This window comes from Flintibacter muris (assembly GCF_943192995.1).
Classification (GTDB): Bacteria; Bacillota; Clostridia; order Oscillospirales; family Oscillospiraceae; genus Lawsonibacter; species Lawsonibacter muris.
On record NZ_CALPCP010000111.1, the window covers coordinates 1 to 1,733 of the forward strand.

Here is a 1,733-nt window from a genome sequence, read left to right on the forward strand (position 1 = left end):
CAAATTTCGCCTATTGTCAATAGTTTTTTATATTTTTTGTTTCTATCTTGGCTCGTTTTCCTAACTTATTGACATTGGGCAAAAAGTGGTACTTCCGTTTTTATGTGGAGGACGAGAGCGGGCGGCAGGTACAGCGGGAGTTCGCCGGGACGGAGAGCAAGTCTGAAACGGAAGCCCTGCTCCGCAAGGCGATGGAGGACTACGAGGCAAAGAAATTTGTTGCCAAGTCTGAAAACGCCACCGTGGGCCAACTGCTGGATATGTGGGTGGAGGAGGAATTGAAGCCCGGAAATCTCAGCAACGGCACCGTGATGGCCTACCAGGGGACGGTCAACCGCATCAAGCAGCACCCCATCGGCAACCGCAAGCTGAAAAGCGTCACCCCCGACCACCTGCAAGCCTACATCGACCTTCTCAGCTTCGGCGGGACAAACCCGGACGGCACAGCGGCAAAGGCGCTCAGTAAAGGGTACTTAAGGCAGTATTCGGCAGTCCTGCAAGGGGCGTTCCGCTTTGCGGTGTTCCCCAAGCGGCTCATCAGCTTCAATCCCATGCAGTATGTGGTTTGGCGGGGGAAGAAAGAGGAATATGAGCTGTTCTCCCAGGAGGACGGGGACACCCCGGCGGTGCCCATCCTCACCCATGAACAGTTCCAGGCGTTGGAGGACTTTCTGAAAAAGAAAGACAACCCGGCCCTGTTGCCCATCCAGATCGCCTACTACACCGGGCTTCGCATTGGGGAGGTCTGCGCCCTCACCTGGCAGGACGTCAACCTGGACGAGCAGTATCTCACGGTTCGGCGGAGCATCCGCTACAACGGGGCGAGGCACAAGACGGAGATCGGGGCCACCAAACGGAAGAAAGTCCGCACCGTGGACTTCTGCGATACGCTGGCGGCGATTCTGCGAAAGGCCAAAAAGGAGCAGATCGGGAACCGCCTGCGCTATGGGGAGCTTTACAGCCTCAATTACTACACCGAGGTCAAGGAGAAAGACCGGGCCTATTACGAGGTCTACACCCTGCCCAGGACGGCGGAAGTGCCGGAAGGGTATAGAGAGCTTTCCTTTGTCTGCCTTCGGCCTGACGGGGCCATTGAAACGCCGAGTACGGTAAGCATCATGTGCCGTCAGGCGAAGAAGAAAGTGGCGGGTTTAGAGGACTTTCATTTCCATATGCTCCGTCACACCTTCACGAGCAATCTGCTTTCCAACGGGGCGGCTCCCAAGGATGTGCAGGAACTGCTGGGCCACGCCGATGTCAGTACCACGATGAACATTTACGCCCATGCCACGAGGGAGGCCAAGCGTACCTCCGCCCGGCTGCTGGATAAGGTAGTCTGCGGAGAGTAAAAAGTTTCCCTTGTTTCAGCCCGTAAGGGCAAAAACAAGGGAAATTACATAAGGTTTGAACATATAACCGGCGAGAAACCTTGAAATATCAAGGATTAAAGAGGATTTAACAGATAAATATAAATTTATCAAGCCGCCATCAAAATGCAAATAATTGCATTATAGGAGTCCTGTACATGTACTGTACCTTCTATGGGTACCATTTTTACTATTCCCTGTCCTATATTCTCCTTTAAAGTGGGTCCTTCTGGTCGGTTCATCAGCGGCCTACCCTCGGTTCTCCGCTAGGGCGCAATGACCCCCTGGCGGCAATGTCAATAAGTTAAGCAAGCAATAGACAACCGGAAGCGTGAATTGTTAAAAAAAGGGGGGCAACAAAGGAGG

Annotated in this window: 1 protein-coding gene; it reads left to right on the forward strand. The window is 53.4% G+C overall.

The annotated features are described in order from the left end of the window. Positions 1-68 precede the first annotated feature (68 nt). Complete coding sequence (locus NFS22_RS23510) at positions 69-1,349, forward strand: tyrosine-type recombinase/integrase (protein WP_420908914.1); 1,281 nt, start codon at positions 69-71, stop codon at positions 1,347-1,349. Positions 1,350-1,733 lie beyond the last annotated feature (384 nt).